Raw genomic sequence first — 18187 nt, forward strand, 5'->3', positions numbered from 1 at the left:
GCAACAGGAACCCGCCATGAGCGAATTCAAACGTATTCCCCCGGAGCAGGCCCAGGCCCTGCGCGAGCAAGGTGCAGTCGTGGTCGACGTCCGCGACCCGGCGACCTTCGCCGCCCTGCACATCAGCGGCTCGAAACATCTGGATAATCATTCCCTGCATGCTTTCATCCAGGGCGCCGACCTCGATGCTCCGACCGTCGTGGTCTGCTACCACGGCAACTCGAGCCAGGGTGCCGCGGCCTACCTCGTGAGCCAGGGCTTCTCCGACGTCTACAGCATGGACGGCGGCTTCGAACTGTGGCGTACGACTTTTCCTTCGGAAACCGCGCAAGGCAGCTCCGAATAATTTTTTTGTAACGCGCAGGCCCCGGCTCCCGTGGGCCCGCGGCGGCAGACGAACGGTCTTGCCACAACTAATTACGTATCTCGCCTTTACCTCCCGAATTCCCAACTATCCTTAAGCCCAGGCCATCCAAAACAGGGGAGAGCCGGTACACCGGCGCACGGGTCATCGGGAGTGACTTTCAAGGTTGTCGACCGCGAAAGTGTTCTGGGGGGTAAACAATCAGCTGCCACAGCGGCTGCTTGCCAGCATCGACTGAGTGATCCGGCGTCGGCTCCACGTATCGAGCGAGGTGACGTCATGAGTATCTTTAGCCACTTCCAACAACGCTTCGAGTCCACACGCCAGGAAGAACTCTCGCTGCAAGAGTACCTGGAGCTGTGCAAGAACGACCGTAGCGCCTACGTTTCTGCCGCCGAGCGTCTATTGCTGGCCATCGGCGAACCGGAGCTGCTCGACACCTCGACCAACTCGAGACTGTCGCGAATTTTTTCCAACAAGGTAATCCGTCGCTATCCGGCCTTTGAAGACTTCCACGGGATGGAAGAATGCATCGACCAGATCGTGTCGTATTTCCGCCATGCCGCCCAGGGCCTGGAAGAGAAGAAACAGATCCTCTATCTGCTCGGCCCTGTCGGCGGCGGTAAATCGTCTTTGGCCGAGAAGCTGAAACAACTGATGGAAAAAGTGCCCTTCTACGCGATCAAGGGCTCGCCGGTATTCGAATCGCCTTTGGGTCTGTTCAACGCCACCGAAGATGGCGCGATCCTCGAGGAAGACTTCGGCATTCCACGGCGCTACCTGAACACCATCATGTCGCCATGGGCCACCAAGCGCCTGGCCGAATTCGGCGGCGACATCAGCCAGTTCCGCGTGGTCAAGCTGTACCCATCGATCCTCAACCAGATCGCCGTGGCCAAGACCGAGCCGGGTGACGAAAACAACCAGGACATCTCCGCGCTGGTGGGCAAGGTCGATATCCGCAAACTCGAAGAATTCCCGCAGAACGACGCCGACGCCTACAGCTACTCAGGTGCGCTGTGCCGGGCCAACCAGGGCCTGATGGAATTCGTCGAGATGTTCAAGGCACCGATCAAGGTGCTGCACCCGTTACTGACCGCCACTCAGGAAGGCAACTACAACAGTACCGAAGGCCTGGGCGCGATTCCTTTCACCGGGATTTTGCTGGCTCACTCCAACGAATCGGAGTGGCACACCTTCCGCAACAACAAGAACAACGAAGCCTTCATCGACCGGATCTACATCGTCAAGGTGCCGTACTGCCTGCGGGTCAGTGACGAAGTGAAGATCTACGACAAGCTGTTGTTCAACAGCTCCTTGTCCAAGGCCCATTGCGCGCCGGACACCCTGAAGATGCTGGCGCAGTTCACCGTGCTCTCACGCCTGAAGGAGCCGGAAAACTCCAACATCTATTCGAAGATGCGCGTGTATGACGGCGAAAACCTCAAGGACACCGATCCGAAGGCCAAGTCGATTCAGGAATACCGCGATGCGGCGGGCGTCGACGAAGGCATGAATGGTCTGTCGACCCGGTTCGCGTTCAAGATTCTGTCCAAGGTCTTCAACTTCGATCCGCACGAAATCGCCGCCAACCCGGTACACCTGCTCTATGTGCTGGAACAGCAGATCGAACAGGAACAGTTCCAGGCCGAAACCCGCGAGCGCTACCTGCGCTACCTGAAAGAATACCTGGCGCCGCGTTATATCGAATTCATCGGCAAGGAGATCCAAACCGCCTACCTCGAGTCTTACAGCGAATACGGCCAGAACATCTTCGACCGCTACGTGCTGTATGCGGACTTCTGGATTCAGGATCAGGAGTACCGAGATCCGGAAACCGGCGAGATCCTCAACCGCGTCGCCCTCAACGAGGAGCTGGAAAAAATCGAGAAACCGGCCGGCATCAGCAATCCGAAGGATTTCCGCAACGAAATCGTCAACTTCGTGTTGCGCGCCCGGGCCAACAACAACGGCAAGAACCCGACCTGGCTCAGCTACGAAAAACTGCGGGTGGTCATCGAGAAGAAAATGTTCTCGAACACCGAGGACCTGCTGCCAGTCATCAGCTTCAACGCCAAGGCCAGCAAAGAGGATCAACAGAAACACAACGACTTCGTTACACGAATGGTCGAACGCGGCTACACCGACAAACAGGTACGACTGCTCTCCGAGTGGTATCTGCGGGTCCGGAAATCGCAGTAAAGCAGCTGCAAGCTACAAGCTTCGAGCTGCAAGTAAAAAAGCGCATGAGCCTGATGCCAGGGCATATGCCTGCACTTGCGGCTCGCAGCTCACTACTTGAAGCTGCCCGGAGGGCCTCCTATGAGCTATGTGATCGACCGACGTCTCAATGGCAAGAACAAGAGCACGGTGAACCGTCAGCGCTTCCTGCGGCGTTACCGTGACCACATCAAGAAGGCTGTCGAAGAGGCGGTCAGCCGGCGTTCCATTACCGATATGGAGCACGGTGAGCAGATCAGCATTCCCGGTCGCGATATCGACGAGCCGGTGCTTCACCATGGTCGTGGCGGCAAGCAGACCGTGGTCCATCCCGGCAACAAGGAGTTCACCGCCGGCGAACATATTGCCCGTCCGCCGGGAGGCGGAGGTGGCCGTGGGCCAGGCAAGGCCGGCAACTCCGGCGAAGGCATGGACGAGTTCGTCTTCCAGATCACCCAGGAAGAATTCCTCGAATTCATGTTCGAGGACCTCGAACTGCCCAACCTGGTCAAGCGCAACCTGACCGGCACCGACACCTTCAAGACCGTACGTGCGGGGATCAGCAACGAGGGCAACCCGTCGCGGATCAACATCATCCGTACCTTGCGTTCGGCTCATGCACGGCGCATTGCGTTGTCGGGCAGCAGCCGCGCCAAACTGCGCGAAGTCAAAGAAGAGCTGGCGCGACTGAAACGCGAAGAACCGGATAACTTCGGGGATATTCAGGATCTCGAGGCGGAAATCGAGAAACTCAGTGCGCGCATCCATCGGGTGCCGTTCCTCGATACCTTCGACCTCAAGTACAACCTGCTGATCAAGCAGCCGAACCCCAGCTCGAAGGCCGTGATGTTCTGCCTGATGGACGTTTCCGGCTCCATGACCCAGGCGACCAAGGACATCGCCAAGCGCTTCTTCATCCTGTTGTACCTGTTCCTCAAGCGGAACTACGACAAGATCGACGTGGTGTTCATCCGCCACCACACCAGCGCCCGGGAAGTGGACGAAGAAGAGTTTTTCTATTCCCGGGAAACCGGCGGCACCATCGTTTCCAGTGCACTCAAGCTGATGCAGGAGATCATGGCCGAGCGCTACCCAAGCAACGAATGGAACATCTACGCCGCCCAGGCTTCCGACGGCGACAACTGGAACGACGACTCGCCGATCTGCCGCGACATCCTGATCAACCAGATCATGCCGTTCGTGCAGTACTACACTTACGTGGAGATCACCCCGCGCGAACATCAGGCCTTGTGGTACGAGTACGAGCGCATCGCCGAAGCCTTTTCCGACACTTTTGCCCAGCAACAACTGGTCTCGGCCGGGGATATCTATCCGGTCTTCCGTGAACTCTTCCAGCGCAGGTTAGTGACATGACCGCCAAAGAGCAGAAGCGCCAACCCATTTCCACCGGCTCGGAATGGACATTCGAGCTGATCCAGACGTACGACCGTGAAATCGCCCGTATCGCGGCCCGGTATGCCCTGGATACCTATCCCAACCAGATCGAAGTGATCACCGCCGAACAGATGATGGACGCGTATGCGTCGGTCGGCATGCCGCTTGGCTATCACCATTGGTCCTACGGCAAGCACTTTCTCAGTACCGAAAAATCCTACAGTCGCGGACAGATGGGGCTGGCGTACGAGATCGTGATCAACTCGGACCCGTGCATCGCCTACCTGATGGAGGAAAACACCATCTGCATGCAGGCGCTGGTGGTCGCGCATGCCTGCTACGGCCACAACAGCTTCTTCAAGGGCAACTATCTGTTCCGCACCTGGACCGACGCCAGTTCGATTATCGATTACCTGGTGTTCGCCAAGCAGTACATCATGCAGTGCGAAGAGCGCCACGGCATCGATGCGGTGGAGGATCTGCTCGACTCCTGCCATGCCCTGATGAACTACGGCGTCGACCGCTACAAGCGTCCGTATCCGATTTCCGCGGAGGAAGAGCGGCGCCGGCAGAAGGATCGCGAGGAGCACTTGCAGAAACAGATCAACGACCTGTGGCGCACCATCCCCAAAGGCGCAGACAAGTACAGCGACAAGGACAACGCGCGCTTCCCGGCCGAACCGCAGGAAAACATCCTGTATTTCATCGAGAAACACGCCCCGCTGCTGGAACCCTGGCAGCGCGAGATCGTGCGGATCGTGCGCAAGATCGCCCAGTATTTCTATCCACAGCGCCAGACCCAGGTGATGAACGAGGGTTGGGCGACGTTCTGGCACTACACGCTGATGAACGATTTGTACGACGAAGGCCTGGTGACCGACGGCTTCATGATGGAGTTCCTGACGTCCCACACCAGCGTGGTGTTCCAGCCGGGGTTCGACAGCCCGTATTACAACGGCATCAACCCGTACGCACTGGGCTTTGCGATGTATCGCGACATCCGCCGCATGTGCGAAGAGCCCACGGAAGAAGACCGTCGCTGGTTCCCGGAAATCGCCGGCAGCGATTGGTTGTCGACCATCAAGTTCGCCATGAGCAGCTTCAAGGATGAGAGTTTCATCCTGCAGTACCTGTCACCCAAGGTGATCCGCGACCTCAAGCTGTTCAGCATCCTCGATGACGACCAGAAGGACGATCTGCTGGTACCGGCGATCCATGACGAGGGTGGCTACCGGATCATTCGCGAAACGCTCGCAGCGCAGTACAACCTGGGTAACCGCGAGCCGAACGTGCAGATCTACAGCATCGATCGCCGCGGCGACCGCTCGCTGACCCTGCGCCACCAGCAACACGACCGCAAACCGCTGGGCGATTCCACCGAAGAGGTCCTCAAACACCTGCACCGGCTATGGGGTTTCGACATTCATCTGGAAACCCTGCAGGGCGACCAGATCATGAAAACCCATCACGTTCCGCCCCGCAGCGAACACAGCGAGGGGGACTACGGTCGACTCGACCTGGCCGTCATTCATCTTTGATCCCGTTCAGGCCTCCGAAAGTCCGGCGCAAGGGTTATCCTGTCGGGCCAACGGAGGTTTTTTATGCAGATTTACAAGGTCGGCGGTGCGGTACGTGATCGCCTGCTGGGCAAACCGGTCACCGATATCGATTGGGTGGTGGTCGGCGCGACCACGGAAGAAATGCTTGCCAAGGGATATCGCCCGGTCGGTGCGGATTTCCCGGTGTTTCTTCACCCGAAAAGCGGCGAGGAGTACGCCCTCGCCCGCACCGAGCGCAAGAGCGGTCGCGGTTATGGTGGCTTCACCTTTCACGCCAGCCCCGAGGTCACGCTGGAAGAAGACCTGATCCGCCGTGACCTGACAATCAATGCCATGGCCGAAGACGATCAGCAAAACCTGACCGATCCCTACCACGGTCAGCGTGATCTTGAAGAGCGGATCCTGCGCCACGTTTCCCCCGCGTTTGCCGAAGATCCGCTCAGGGTTCTGCGTGTTGCGCGCTTTGCTGCCCGCTACGCAGAGCTGGGTTTCAAGGTAGCGCCCGAAACTTTGGAGTTGATGCGTCAGCTCAGCGAATCAGGTGAACTGGAAGCCCTTACGGCCGAACGCAGCTGGAAGGAGATTTCCCGCGCACTGATGGAAGATCAGCCCCAGGTGTTCATTCAGGTGTTGCGCGATTGCGGCGCCTTGAAGGTGCTGATGCCAGAGGTCGATGCCTTGTTCGGCGTGCCGCAACCGGAAGCCCATCATCCGGAAATCGACAGCGGTATTCACACCCTGAGCGTGCTTGAGCAGTCAGCCCTGCACAAGCAGCCGCTGACCGTGCGCTGGGCCTGCCTGCTGCACGACCTCGGCAAAGGCCTGACGCCAGAAGCGGAATGGCCACGACACATCGCCCATGAGCACAAAGGCCTGACGTTGATCAAAGCGGTCAACGAACGCTTCAAGGCGCCGAAGGACTGTCAGGAGTTGGCCTTGCTGGTCGGCCAATATCACACCCACGGGCATCGCGCCCTGGAGTTGAAAGCGTCGACTTTGCTTGAGTTGCTGCAAAGCTTTGACGTTTACCGTCGACCACAGCGTTTCGAAGAATTCATCGTCGCGTGCGAGATGGATGCCCGAGGCCGCAAAGGGCTTGAGCAGCGCAGTTATCCACAGGCGGATTACCTGCGCGGTGCGGCCAATGTGGCGCGCGGCGTGGCAGTGCAGCCGTTGCTGGAGAAGGGATTCAAAGGCCCGGAACTGGGCGAGGCACTCAAGCGCGAACGGCTCAAGGCGCTGAAGGTTTACAAGGAATCGGCGGCGTCCTGAAAACATTTGATCCGCCCTCGCCAGGGCGGATCAAACCGTTCAAGCCAGACCTGAAGGCGTGAGCTGAGTACCGCGCCATTCAAATCCGACCGGTGCCAGCACCTGATCGATCTGCGCTTCGGCCCACAATGTGGCAAAGCTTTTTCCTACACCGGGATGTACCCGATCCGGCGCAATCAAAGACAGCGGCCACAGCACAAAGGCATTTTTCAGGATTTCCGCCCGGGGCAGGATCAGCCCGTCGAAGTTGCCGGCCAGATCGCCGTACAGCAACACGTCGATATCCAGCGGCAAGCCCTTGCGATCCGGCGCATAGCGACCGTTGTCCGCTTCAATGAACTTCAAGCGGCGATCCAGCTCGATCAACGGCAGATCGGTGAACGCCGACACCACGAAGTTGAAGAACGGCCCGCTCTTGATTCCCACCGGCTGGCTTTCGAACACAGGCGAACAGCGGATATCCACCAGAAACGTGGACAAGGCATCCAGACCGGCCTGCAAATGGGTTTCGCGCTCGATATTGCTACCGAGCCCGAGATAGATCTGGGTCAGCGGCATCCGCGCTCGATCTCCACACCCACACCACCCTTGGCGGCCGGTACGGCACCTGGCTTGGTCAGCTTCAGGCGCACCCAGGTGATCTTGAATTCACTCATCAGCACTTCAACCAGACGTTCGGCGAAAGTCTCGACCAGTTGATACCGGGATTGCTCGGCAAAGGCCTGGATCCGCGTGGATACACTGGCGTAATCGAGCGCCAGGGTCAGGTCGTCACCGGCGGCGGCCGGCCGATTGTCCCAGGCGAAGCTCAGATCAAGACGCAGGCACTGTCGGATGCCGCGCTCCCAGTCGTAGGCACCGATCACGGTGTCGACTTCCAGGCCCTCGATAAACACTCTGTCCAAGCACTTTTCTCCACTGCACGACAAGGGCGCAATGCGCCGTTAGAATCAGGGCGTCCTCGCCCGGAATAGTTAGCATGTTTTGGTTACTGGCGATCCTCGCCTACCTGCTCGGCTCTCTGTCCTTCGCCATTTTGCTCAGCCGCCTGACCGGAAATCCGGATCCGCGAATGAGTGGCTCGGGTAATGCCGGCGCCACCAACATGCTGCGCCTGGCCGGACGCAAACTCGCGATCCTGACCCTGCTGGGTGATCTGTGCAAAGGCCTGCTACCGGTGCTGATCGCTTCGGCAATGGGCCTTTCGCTGCAGGATCAGGCGTGGATCGGCGTCTGCGCCGTGATCGGTCACCTGTTCCCGTTGTACTTCCGCTTTCGCGGTGGCAAGGGCGTTGCCACGGCGGCCGGCATGCTGCTGGGGCTGTATCCACCCGCCGCGCTGCTGGCCGTGTGCGCCTGGCTGCTGACGTTCTACCTGACCCGCACCAGCTCGCTGGCGGCGCTGATCGCCACTCCGCTGACCCTGCCGTTGCTGGCCTGGCAGGAACCGGCGGCGCTGTTGCCGATGAGCACGCTGACACTGCTGATCGTCTGGCGCCACCGGGGCAATCTACGCGACCTGTTCGCCGGGCGCGAACGGCATTTTTAAATACCGCACGTGAGCGCCGCTCATCACAGCGCCGACAACTGCTCCATCGGCCAGCGCGCCTGCACGCTGATCGCCAGACTCTCCTGCTGACCGGCCTGCAAACGCTGGCAGCCGGCAAACGCAATCATCGCGCCGTTATCGGTGCAAAACTCGGGACGGGCATAGAACACATCGCCCTTCATGTCGCCGAGCATCTTCTCCAGCGAAACACGCAGCGCCTTGTTGGCACTGACGCCGCCGGCGATCACCAGACGTTTCATGCCGGCCTGCTTGAGGGCACGCTTGCACTTGATGGTCAAAGTCTCCACCACGGCCTGCTGGAACGCCAGCGCGATGTCGCAACGGGCTTGCTCGCTGTCGTCCCCGGCGCTGACGCACTGCTGCCAGGTGTTGAGGGCGAAGGTCTTCAGGCCGCTGAAGCTGAAATCCAGGCCCGGGCGATCACACATCGGACGCGGGAAGGTGAAACGTCCTGCGACGCCCTTCTCTGCCAGCTTGGCGATTTCCGGTCCGCCCGGATAATTCAGGCCCATCATTTTTGCAGTCTTGTCGAAAGCTTCGCCCGCGGCATCGTCCAGCGTCTCGCCGAGCAGGCTGTATTGGCCGATGCCATCGACCTGAACCAGCTGCGTATGACCACCGGACACCAACAAAGCGACGAACGGAAATTCCGGCGGTTTTGGCTCCAGCATCGGCGCCAGCAGATGGCCTTCCATGTGATGCACGCCAAGGGCCGGAATGCCCCAGGCAAAGGCCAGCGCCTGGGCGCACGAAGCCCCCACCAGCAGCGCACCGACCAGGCCGGGACCCGCGGTGTAGGCGATGGCGTCGATCTCGGTTGGTACGCAGTCCGCCTCGGCCAGCACCTGACGAATCAGGGGCAGCATGCGCTTGACGTGATCGCGCGAGGCCAGCTCCGGCACCACGCCACCATAGACACGGTGCAGGTCGATCTGACTGAACAGCGCATCGGCCAGCAGGCCGCGTTCACTGTCGTACAAAGCGACGCCGGTTTCGTCGCAGGAAGTTTCTAATCCCAGTACTAGCATGGGTTTGCGCCTTGTTTAGGCTGAATTCGAAGGCGCGCATAATAGTCGCCGCGTGATGCCCCGACCAGCGGTTTTCGATCAGAGGCTTTGCATTCCGAGCGATGAGGGGTTAACATCCGCAACCCTTAAAAACCGACGTCTTCAAGTGCTCTTTTGCCGCGAGGATGTTGACCCCGGTAATGAATGAAGGTAGCTCTGGATGCCAGCCGTCAAAGTTAAAGAGAACGAACCCTTCGACGTAGCTCTGCGTCGTTTCAAGCGCTCCTGCGAAAAAGCCGGTGTACTGGCTGAAGTTCGTAGCCGCGAATTTTACGAGAAGCCAACTTCTGAGCGTAAGCGCAAGGCAGCTGCTGCTGTTAAGCGTCACGCCAAGAAAGTTCAGCGCGAACAGCGCCGCGCCGTTCGTCTGTACTAATACACAGACGATCGTAGCAAGCTTCTGCCAAGCCCGGCCCTCAGCCGGGCTAATGGCATTTGCGTAAAACGCTTGATGCTTCACCGTCGAAGCCGCAGATGCGACCGAGACAAACCCGCTTCACCGCGTCAGGCCTGGCTCTTTTGCCAGCGGTGCACGTCTTTTCTGACGAGCCTTTCAAGGCTACTGACGAGCACACCCACTGATTCCTCTTACGACGATCAGCCCAAGGCACCAGCTTGCGTGCCCGCTTCATGAGCTATCCGAGGCCGATTACCAGCCGTCAGCGGATTCAGCGCAACATTTTCGAATAGTCGAAGACTGATGAGCACTAACGTCAGTGGATTTTCGGCAGATACACTTCCCGACAGCGATTACGCAAACGACACCGGTCGAGCCGCCCAACGTGCGCGCATCACTCATTGACCCGCGTCCGGCCGCCTTTCGCATCGGACCCATTACAGCGCAGACGAGAACGCCATGGCCGGGCTGATTCCCCAGAGCTTCATTGACGACCTTCTGAACCGCACCGACATCGTCGACGTGGTCAGCTCGCGCGTGCAATTGAAGAAGGCCGGCAAAAACTACACCGCCTGCTGCCCGTTCCATAAAGAGAAAACCCCGTCGTTCAGCGTCAGTCCCGATAAGCAGTTCTATTACTGCTTCGGCTGCGGCGCCGGCGGCAACGCCCTCGGCTTTCTCATGGATCACGACAACCTGGACTTCCCCCAGGCTGTCGAAGATCTGGCCAAAGCCGCCGGCATGGAAGTCCCACGCGAAGAAGGCGTTCGCTCGAACAAACCGCGCCAGCCGACCGACTCACCGCTGTACCCGCTGCTCACAGCCGCCGCCGACTTTTATCGACAGGCGCTCAAAAGCCATCCGGCACGCAAGGCTGCAGTGGACTACCTCAAGGGTCGCGGCCTGACCGGCGAAATCGCCCGGGACTTCGGCCTCGGATTCGCACCGCCGGGATGGGACAACCTGTTCAAACACTTGAGCAGCGACACCTTGCAGCAGAAAGCCATGATCGATGCCGGCCTGCTGATCGAAAACGCCGAAACCGGCAAACGCTACGACCGCTTTCGCGATCGCGTGATGTTCCCGATCCGCGACACCCGTGGACGGATCATCGCTTTCGGTGGACGAGTGCTCGGTGACGACAAGCCGAAATACCTGAACTCGCCGGAAACCCCCGTGTTCCATAAAGGCCAGGAACTCTACGGCCTCTACGAAGCACGCAAGAACAATCGCAACCTCGACGAAATCATCGTCGTCGAGGGCTATATGGACGTCATCGCCCTGGCCCAACAAGGCCTGCGCAATGCCGTCGCGACATTGGGCACCGCCACCAGCGAAGAACACCTCAAGCGCCTGTTTCGCGTCGTGCCGAACGTACTGTTTTGCTTTGACGGCGACCAGGCTGGCCGCAATGCCGCCTGGCGCGCACTGGAAGCCACACTGCCCTGCCTGCAGGACGGTCGCCGTGCACGCTTTCTGTTTCTGCCTGAAGGCGAAGACCCGGATACGTTGATTCGCGCCGAGGGCACTGACGCCTTCCGCGCCCGGATCAATCAGCACGCACAGCCGCTGGCGGACTACTTCTTCCAGCAACTGACCGAAGAAGCCGACCCGCGCTCGCTGGAGGGCAAGGCCCACATGGCCACCCTCGCAGCACCACTGATCGACAAGGTCCCCGGCGCCAATCTGCGCATCCTGATGCGCCAGCGCCTGACCGAGATCACCGGCCTGAGCAGTGAAAGCGTCAGCCAGCTGGCCCAGAGCGCGCCGCAGGAAGCACCGCCCGCCTACGACCCGGGCATCGACTATGACGCCATGCCGGACTACAGCGACTACCATCAGCCGCAGGCACAAGAGATGTATGTGCCGCAGCAGGAATGGACGCCGAAGAAACCCGGTGCCGGCGGCAAGAAATGGGACAAGAAACCGTGGGACAAGAATGGCAAGCGTGGCGGCGATCGCGACCAGCCCCGTGCCCCGCGCGTGCCGGCCGCCGTCGAACCACCGACCCTTGCCGCCCTGAGAACCTTGCTGCATCACCCGCAACTGGCGGAGAAAGTCGAGGACGCCGGGCACTTCGCGGACGAGAACCAGACCAACGCACAACTGCTGGTGGCACTGCTCGAAGCCGTACAGAAGAATCCCAAGCTAAACTCATTTCAGTTGATCGCGCGATGGCACGGAACCGAACAGGGCCGCTTGCTCAAGGCGCTGGCGGAAAAGGAATGGCTGATTGACGGAGACAACCTTGAACAACAGTTTTTCGACACCATTACTAGCTTGTCAGCCCGCCAACGCGAGCGAAATCTGGAACAACTGCTCAGGAAAGCGCGTCAAAGCGAACTGAGCGCCGAAGAGAAAAATCAACTGCGCGACCTTTTAAGTCGCAATGTTTCCGCATCAAACCCGACCTCAACTGGCGCGTGAGGTCATAGCTCAGGTATAATCCTCGGCTTGTTTTTTGCCCGCCAAGACCTTCAGTGGATAGGGTGTTATGTCCGGAAAAGCGCAACAGCAGTCTCGTATTATTGAGTTGATCAAACTGGGTCGTGAGCAGAAGTATCTGACTTACGCCGAGGTCAACGACCACCTGCCCGAGGATATTTCAGATCCGGAGCAGGTGGAAGACATCATCCGCATGATTAACGACATGGGGATCCCCGTACACGAGAGTGCTCCGGATGCGGACGCCCTTATGCTGGCCGACGCCGATACCGACGAGGCCGCTGCGGAAGAAGCAGCCGCTGCGTTGGCGGCGGTGGAGACCGATATCGGTCGCACCACCGACCCGGTGCGCATGTACATGCGTGAAATGGGTACGGTCGAGCTTCTGACTCGTGAAGGCGAAATCGAAATCGCCAAACGCATCGAAGAAGGCATCCGTGAAGTGATGAGCGCCATCGCGCACTTCCCTGGCACGGTTGACCATATTCTTTCCGAATACACTCGCGTCACTACCGAGGGCGGTCGCCTGTCCGACGTTCTGAGCGGTTACATCGACCCGGACGACGGCATTGCGCCGCCTGCCGCCGAAGTGCCGCCGCCGATCGACGCGAAAGCGGCGAAAGCCGAAGAATCCGACGACGATGACGACGCCGAAGCTTCCGATGACGAAGAAGAAGCCGAAAGCGGTCCGGATCCGGTCATTGCCGCACAGCGCTTCGGTGCTGTCGCCGACCAGATGGAAATCACCCGCAAGGCCCTGAAAAAGCACGGTCGTCACAACAAGGCGGCAATTGCCGAACTGTTGGCCCTGGCCGAGCTGTTCATGCCGATCAAACTGGTGCCGAAGCAATTCGAAGCCCTGGTCGAGCGTGTTCGCAGTGCCCTGGATCGTCTGCGTCAGCAAGAGCGCGCGATCATGCAACTCTGCGTACGTGATGCACGTATGCCTCGCGCCGACTTCCTGCGCCAGTTCCCGGGCAACGAAGTCGACGAAAGCTGGTCCGACGCCCTGGCCAAAGGCAAGAGCAAGTACGCCGAAGCCATTGCTCGCGTGCAACCGGACATCATCCGTTGCCAGCAGAAGCTGACCGCGCTGGAAACCGAGACCGGTTTGACCATCGCCGAGATCAAGGACATCAACCGTCGCATGTCGATCGGTGAGGCCAAGGCCCGCCGCGCGAAGAAAGAAATGGTTGAAGCAAACTTGCGTCTGGTGATCTCCATCGCCAAGAAGTACACCAACCGCGGCCTGCAATTCCTCGATCTGATCCAGGAAGGCAACATCGGTCTGATGAAAGCGGTGGACAAGTTCGAATACCGTCGTGGTTACAAGTTCTCGACTTATGCCACCTGGTGGATCCGTCAGGCCATCACTCGCTCGATCGCCGACCAGGCCCGCACCATCCGTATTCCGGTGCACATGATCGAGACGATCAACAAGCTCAACCGCATTTCCCGCCAGATGCTGCAGGAAATGGGTCGCGAACCGACCCCGGAAGAGCTGGGTGAACGCATGGAAATGCCTGAGGACAAGATCCGCAAGGTATTGAAGATCGCCAAAGAGCCGATCTCCATGGAAACCCCGATCGGTGATGACGAAGACTCCCATCTGGGTGACTTCATCGAAGACTCGACCATGCAGTCGCCAATCGATGTCGCCACTGTTGAGAGCCTGAAAGAAGCGACCCGCGAAGTGCTGTCCGGCCTTACTGCCCGTGAAGCCAAGGTACTGCGCATGCGTTTCGGTATCGACATGAACACCGACCATACGCTCGAAGAAGTCGGCAAACAGTTTGACGTGACCCGCGAGCGGATCCGTCAGATCGAAGCCAAGGCGCTGCGCAAGCTGCGCCACCCGACGCGAAGCGAGCATCTGCGCTCCTTCCTCGACGAGTGATACCAGAACCCCCGGCCCAGGCCGGGGGTTTTGTTTATATGGCAGATTAAATACTCAGCTCCGCCCTCCCCCGCGCACAGCCCGTCTACACTCGAAACATTCCCCCCGAGCCATAACGAGACCGTTATGCCCAGACTGGCGTCCGTGCTTTTTTTGCTGCCACTGATGATCTGGACCGCAACGGCTGACGCGCTGACTCTGAACGATGAAGAACGTAGCTGGCTGGCGGCTCACCCGGACCTGCGCCTGGGTGTCGATGCATCGTGGCCGCCCTTCGAGTTCCGCGACGACCAGAATCGCTACCAGGGCCTGGCGGCGGACTATATCGATGTGATTCGCCAACGCCTGGCGATCAAACTCACGCCCATCGAGCCGGTGAGCTGGACCGTAGTGCTCGAACAAGCGAAAAACGGCAAGATCGACCTGTTGCCGGGCATCATGTCCACCCCGGAACGCCAGAGCTACCTGTCGTTCACCCGCCCTTATCTCGACTTTCCGATCGTCATCCTCGCCCACGTCGGCGGCCCGCAACCGCGCAAGCTCGAGGAGCTTTACGGCCTGAAAATCGCCGTAGTGGAAAACTACGCGCCCCACGAACTGCTGCGCACCCATCATCCCGACCTGAACCTGGTGGCGATGCCCAATGTCAGCTCTGCGCTGCAGGCCCTGGCCACCGATGAAGTGGACGCCGTGGTCGGCGATCTGGCCTCCAGCGTCTGGAGCCTGCGCCAACTCAAACTGGATGGTTTGTATGTCAGCGGCGAAACCCCTTATCGCTACCAACTGGCGATGGGCGTTCCTCGGGACAACAAAATGCTGGTGGGGATTCTGGACAAGGTGCTTGCCGATATGTCCCCGGAGGAAATCAGCAGCATTCAGGAACATTGGGTGGGCAACGTCCTCGATCACCGGACATTCTGGTCCGATCTGCTGGTTTACGGCTTACCGGGTCTCTCGCTTCTGGTCATCGTGCTGGCGGTGGTGATCCGCATCAACCGCCGCCTCAGTTCGGAAATCGCCCGCCGCATCGACCTCGAACAGGAACTGCGCAGCAGCGAATACCACTATCGCGGACTCGTGGAGAGTCTTTCGGCCATCGCCTGGGAAGCGCGGATCAGTGACTTCACCTACAGCTATGTTTCGCCCCACGCCGAAGATCTGCTCGGTTATCCGCTGTCTCACTGGCTGATTCCGGGCTTCTGGCGCAACATCATTCACCCGGCGGATCTGACCCGCGCCCAGAGCTTCTGCGATCACGAAGTCTTGGCTGGACGCGACCACAGCCTCGATTACCGGGTGATCACCGCTGACGGCCGCTGCCTGTGGGTGCGCGACATCGTCAGCCTGATCGAACATGGCCATGAACCGGTAATGCGCGGCCTGATGATCGACATCAGCGAAACCAAGCGCACTGAAGAGGCGTTGCGCCTGTCGGAACAGAAGTTCGCGTCGGTATTCCAGCAATGCCCGGACATCCTGGTCATTGCACGGCTCTCCGACGGCTGCCTGCTGGAGGTCAACGAAGCCTTTGAGGAGCAGATCGGGCTCAAGGCCGAAGAAGTCATCGGCCAGACCGCCACCGAACTCAACATCTGGGGCATTCCCGGTGTTGGTCCCGGCCTGCTTCAGCGGCTGCAGGCCGGCAGCATTCGCAACCTGGAGATGCCCTTTCGCCGCAACAATGGTCAAGTGTTCACCGGGCTGATTTCCGCTGAACCCTTCGAGCTCGACACCACACCGGCGCTGGTCGTGGTGGTGCGCGACATCACCCAGCTCAAGGAAACCCAGCAGCAACTGCAAACCTCCGAAGAAAAGTTCGCCAAGGCCTTCCACGCCTCGCCGGACGGTCTGCTGCTGTCGCGCCAGAGCGATGGCCTGCTGCTGGAGGTCAACGAAGGTTTCAGTCGTATCACTGGTTTCAACAGCGCCATGTCGGTGGATCGCTCGGCGCTGGACCTGGGCATCTGGGTCAACCTCAACGAGCGCAAGCAAATGCTCGATCTGCTGCACCGCGACGGGTTCGTTCGCGACTTCAGCTGCCATATCCGCCGCAGCGACGGGCAGATCCGCCTCTGCGAAGTCTCCAGCCGTCCGCTGCCCATCGGCGACGAAGACTGCATGCTGACCATCGCCCGGGACATCACCGAGCGCCACTTGATGCAGGAAAAACTGCAGCAAGCTGCGACCGTGTTCGAGAGCACTGCCGAAGGCGTGCTGATCACCGACACCCAGCAACACATCAGCGCCGTGAACCGGGCCTTCACCGAAATCACCGGCTACAGCGAAAGCGAAGCACTGGGTCACACTCCGCGCCTGCTGGCCTCCGGACTGCACGACAGCGCGTTTTACGCGGCGATGTGGCATCAATTGACCGACGAAGGTCACTGGCAGGGCGAGATCTCCAACCGGCGTAAAAATGGCGAGCTGTACCCGAGCTGGCTGACCATCAGCGCCGTGCGCAACCGCGACAAGTTCATCACCCACTTCGTCGCGGTGTTTGCCGATATCTCCAGCCTCAAGCACGCCCAGGCCAAACTCGACTACCAGGCCCATCACGACCCGCTCACAGGGCTGCCAAACCGTACGCTGTTCGAAAGCCGTCTGTTGACGGCACTCAACAGTCAGCAGGAAAACGGCGGCCAGGGCGCTGTGCTCTTCCTCGACCTCGACCGTTTCAAGCACATCAACGACAGCCTCGGTCACCCGGTCGGCGATTTGCTGCTCAAGGGCATCGCCGTACGCCTCAAGGAGCAACTGCGAGACATCGACACCGTCGCGCGGCTGGGTGGCGACGAATTCATCATTCTGTTGCCCGGCCTGCAACAACCCGGCGATGCCGACAACATCGCCACCAAACTGCTGAACTGCTTTGGCGCGCCATTCCAGGCCGGCGAGCATGAGTTCTTCATCAGCGCCAGCATCGGCACCAGCCTTTACCCGCGCGACGGCTGCGATGTCGCGACCCTGATCAAGAACGCAGACGCGGCGATGTACCGCTCCAAGGCCAAGGGCCGCAACCGGGTCGAAAGCTACACCCGCGATCTCACCGCCCAGGCCAGCGAACGCGTAGCACTGGAACACGAACTTCGCCGGGCCATCGAGCGCGAGGAGCTGTACCTTTATTACCAGCCGAAAATCAGCCTCGACGATCACAATCTGGTCGGCGCCGAAGCCCTGATCCGCTGGCGCCACCCGAACTTCGGCGAAGTGCCGCCAGAGCATTTCATTCCGCTGGCAGAAGAGAACGGCATGATTCTGCAAATCGGCGACTGGGTGCTGGAAACCGCCTGCCGGCAGATGTTCGAGTGGGGCCAGATCTATGAATCCCTCGGCCCGCTGTCGGTGAACCTCGCCGGCGCACAACTGCGTCAACCGAATCTGCTGGGACGCATCGAGCAACTGCTCAAGGACAACCGCCTGCAGCCGGAATTACTGCAACTGGAAATTACCGAAAACTTCATCATGAGCCAGGCTGAAGAAGCGCTGGCAGTGCTGCACCAGCTCAAACAACTCGGCGTGCAACTGGCCATCGATGACTTCGGCACCGGTTATTCCTCGTTGAGTTACCTCAAACGCCTGCCGCTGGACATCCTCAAGATCGACCAGTCGTTCGTTCGCGGCCTGCCCGACGACCCGCACGACGCGGCGATTGTCCGCGCCATCATCGCTCTCGGCCGCAGCATGCAATTCACAGTAATTGCCGAAGGCGTGGAAACCCAGGCCCAACAACAGTTCCTCGCCGCCGAAGGCTGCGAACAGATCCAGGGCTACATCGTCAGCCTGCCGCTGCCACCAGAAGAGTTCGCCGCGACGTTTCTTCGTATAGCCGTATCGGATTTTTCGGATAGCACAGCCGAGAAACCGTCGCTATAATCCGCGGCCTACTGAGGGCCTATAGCTCAGTTGGTTAGAGCAGAGGACTCATAATCCTTTGGTCCACGGTTCAAGTCCGTGTGGGCCCACCAAACAAGACAAAGGTTTATGCCAACGGCATAAACCTT

13 protein-coding genes and 1 tRNA gene are annotated in these 18187 nt (G+C 59.6%); 11 read left to right on the forward strand and 3 right to left on the reverse strand.

The window, feature by feature from the left end:
• Positions 1-16 precede the first annotated feature (16 nt).
• The 5 genes from glpE (at position 17) to AC07Y2_RS01770 (ending at position 6810) form a co-directional block, all read left to right on the forward strand.
• A complete protein-coding gene (gene glpE, locus AC07Y2_RS01750; protein WP_039768079.1) occupies positions 17-346 on the forward strand; it encodes a thiosulfate sulfurtransferase GlpE in 330 nt (109 codons plus the stop codon).
• 297 nt (positions 347-643) lie between these two features.
• Positions 644-2566, forward strand: a complete 1923-nt coding sequence (locus tag AC07Y2_RS01755) for a PrkA family serine protein kinase (protein ID WP_039768078.1) — start codon at positions 644-646, stop codon at positions 2564-2566.
• A gap of 120 nt (positions 2567-2686) precedes the next feature.
• On the forward strand, positions 2687-3958 hold the full coding sequence (locus AC07Y2_RS01760; RefSeq protein WP_007959907.1) for a YeaH/YhbH family protein: 1272 nt from the start codon (positions 2687-2689) through the stop codon (positions 3956-3958).
• Positions 3955-5517: a SpoVR family protein gene (locus tag AC07Y2_RS01765; RefSeq protein ID WP_039768077.1), complete on the forward strand. Its 1563-nt coding sequence runs from the start codon at positions 3955-3957 to the stop codon at positions 5515-5517. The genes AC07Y2_RS01760 and AC07Y2_RS01765 overlap by 4 nt, the downstream gene beginning before the upstream one ends.
• Positions 5518-5580: 63 nt before the next feature.
• Positions 5581-6810, forward strand: a complete 1230-nt coding sequence (locus AC07Y2_RS01770; protein ID WP_039768076.1) for a multifunctional CCA addition/repair protein — start codon at positions 5581-5583, stop codon at positions 6808-6810.
• 39 nt (positions 6811-6849) lie between these two features.
• Here the strand turns inward: AC07Y2_RS01770 and folK are convergent, their stop codons facing one another.
• Positions 6850-7368 (reverse strand): 2-amino-4-hydroxy-6-hydroxymethyldihydropteridine diphosphokinase, encoded by a 519-nt coding sequence (folK, locus tag AC07Y2_RS01775; protein WP_039768074.1) that lies wholly within the window; start codon positions 7366-7368, stop codon positions 6850-6852.
• Complete coding sequence (gene folB, locus AC07Y2_RS01780; RefSeq protein WP_064380331.1) at positions 7359-7715, reverse strand: dihydroneopterin aldolase; 357 nt, start codon at positions 7713-7715, stop codon at positions 7359-7361. The genes folK and folB overlap by 10 nt, the downstream gene beginning before the upstream one ends.
• A 74-nt stretch (positions 7716-7789) precedes the next feature.
• Between folB and plsY the strand changes: the two genes are divergently transcribed.
• The gene (gene plsY / locus AC07Y2_RS01785) at positions 7790-8359 is read left to right on the forward strand and encodes a glycerol-3-phosphate 1-O-acyltransferase PlsY (RefSeq protein ID WP_007959895.1); all 570 of its coding nucleotides are present in this window, start codon (positions 7790-7792) and stop codon (positions 8357-8359) included.
• 23 nt (positions 8360-8382) lie between these two features.
• Here plsY and tsaD read toward each other — a convergent pair whose 3' ends face one another.
• The gene (tsaD, locus tag AC07Y2_RS01790) at positions 8383-9408 is read right to left on the reverse strand and encodes a tRNA (adenosine(37)-N6)-threonylcarbamoyltransferase complex transferase subunit TsaD (RefSeq protein ID WP_039768071.1); all 1026 of its coding nucleotides are present in this window, start codon (positions 9406-9408) and stop codon (positions 8383-8385) included.
• 199 nt (positions 9409-9607) lie between these two features.
• Between tsaD and rpsU the strand changes: the two genes are divergently transcribed.
• From rpsU to AC07Y2_RS01815, 5 genes are all read left to right on the forward strand, one after another.
• Positions 9608-9823: a 30S ribosomal protein S21 gene (rpsU, locus tag AC07Y2_RS01795; protein ID WP_002551877.1), complete on the forward strand. Its 216-nt coding sequence runs from the start codon at positions 9608-9610 to the stop codon at positions 9821-9823.
• Positions 9824-10303: 480 nt separating this feature from the next.
• Positions 10304-12271 carry a DNA primase gene (gene dnaG / locus AC07Y2_RS01800; RefSeq protein WP_103385416.1) on the forward strand — a complete coding sequence of 656 codons (1968 nt, stop codon included), beginning with the start codon at positions 10304-10306 and terminating at the stop codon, positions 12269-12271.
• Positions 12272-12338: 67 nt separating this feature from the next.
• A complete protein-coding gene (gene rpoD, locus AC07Y2_RS01805) occupies positions 12339-14186 on the forward strand; it encodes an RNA polymerase sigma factor RpoD (protein WP_039768067.1) in 1848 nt (615 codons plus the stop codon).
• Positions 14187-14312: 126 nt separating this feature from the next.
• On the forward strand, positions 14313-18059 hold the full coding sequence (locus tag AC07Y2_RS01810) for a bifunctional diguanylate cyclase/phosphodiesterase (protein ID WP_039768065.1): 3747 nt from the start codon (positions 14313-14315) through the stop codon (positions 18057-18059).
• A gap of 15 nt (positions 18060-18074) precedes the next feature.
• Positions 18075-18151: transfer RNA gene (locus AC07Y2_RS01815), tRNA-Ile, on the forward strand.
• Positions 18152-18187: the final 36 nt, after the last annotated feature.

This window comes from Pseudomonas sp. GW456-12-1-14-TSB6 (genome assembly GCF_059424205.1).

Coding starts and splice junctions, on each gene's coding strand:
- glpE (WP_039768079.1), top strand. CDS start 17: ATGAGCGAATTCAAACGTATTCCCCCGGAGCAGGCCCAGGCCCTGCGC.
- AC07Y2_RS01755 (WP_039768078.1), top strand. CDS start 644: ATGAGTATCTTTAGCCACTTCCAACAACGCTTCGAGTCCACACGCCAG.
- AC07Y2_RS01760 (WP_007959907.1), top strand. CDS start 2,687: ATGAGCTATGTGATCGACCGACGTCTCAATGGCAAGAACAAGAGCACG.
- AC07Y2_RS01765 (WP_039768077.1), top strand. CDS start 3,955: ATGACCGCCAAAGAGCAGAAGCGCCAACCCATTTCCACCGGCTCGGAA.
- AC07Y2_RS01770 (WP_039768076.1), top strand. CDS start 5,581: ATGCAGATTTACAAGGTCGGCGGTGCGGTACGTGATCGCCTGCTGGGC.
- folK (WP_039768074.1), bottom strand. CDS start 7,368: ATGCCGCTGACCCAGATCTATCTCGGGCTCGGTAGCAATATCGAGCGC.
- plsY (WP_007959895.1), top strand. CDS start 7,790: ATGTTTTGGTTACTGGCGATCCTCGCCTACCTGCTCGGCTCTCTGTCC.
- tsaD (WP_039768071.1), bottom strand. CDS start 9,408: ATGCTAGTACTGGGATTAGAAACTTCCTGCGACGAAACCGGCGTCGCT.
- rpsU (WP_002551877.1), top strand. CDS start 9,608: ATGCCAGCCGTCAAAGTTAAAGAGAACGAACCCTTCGACGTAGCTCTG.
- dnaG (WP_103385416.1), top strand. CDS start 10,304: ATGGCCGGGCTGATTCCCCAGAGCTTCATTGACGACCTTCTGAACCGC.
- rpoD (WP_039768067.1), top strand. CDS start 12,339: ATGTCCGGAAAAGCGCAACAGCAGTCTCGTATTATTGAGTTGATCAAA.
- AC07Y2_RS01810 (WP_039768065.1), top strand. CDS start 14,313: ATGCCCAGACTGGCGTCCGTGCTTTTTTTGCTGCCACTGATGATCTGG.